Origin of the sequence: Halorubrum sp. Atlit-26R, assembly GCF_003666015.1 — an archaeon.
Classification (GTDB): domain Archaea; phylum Halobacteriota; class Halobacteria; order Halobacteriales; family Haloferacaceae; genus Halorubrum.
Genome location: NZ_QPLT01000492.1, coordinates 1 through 458, shown reverse-complemented (window position 1 = coordinate 458; position 458 = coordinate 1). Strand labels below are relative to the sequence as shown.

General features: G+C 53.9%; 1 protein-coding gene. It reads left to right on the top strand.

Annotation, left to right across the window (positions count from 1 at the left end):
- A partial coding sequence (grpE, locus tag DVK07_RS21610; protein WP_158603230.1) for a nucleotide exchange factor GrpE occupies positions 1-458 on the top strand: 458 nt, incomplete at both ends.

Genomic DNA, 458 nt, shown 5'->3' with positions numbered 1-458 from the left:
GCTGGTCAACGAGATGGTATCTCGGAAACGCATAGCCGCAGCGAAAACCCGACCCGACCAGCTACGAGAAGAGATTGCAGAGAAGCAAGAACAGCTCGAATCCAAGAAAGCAGAAGTCCGCCGCATCAAGCAGGAAATCGAAGAACTCGAAACTGAACTCGAACAATACGAATCGGGTGAACGGGACGCCTTTGACGACCTCATCGATGCCGTCGAGGACAGCATCCGACTCAGCCCAGAGGATAGAAAAACAGGTAGACTTCAATCACTCGCGGAACGCTCTGGCATCACCGTTGAGCAGTTCCAGCAAATCCTTGAAGAAGCGGATATCCACTCTGTCGAACCTGCAGCAACCCCTGACGTGGACAACCTCGGTAACATGCCGATGCTCGAAGAGGAGAACGTCCTCCCCGACGAGCTCGTCGACGAAGACACGCCAGATATTATCGACCCTGACG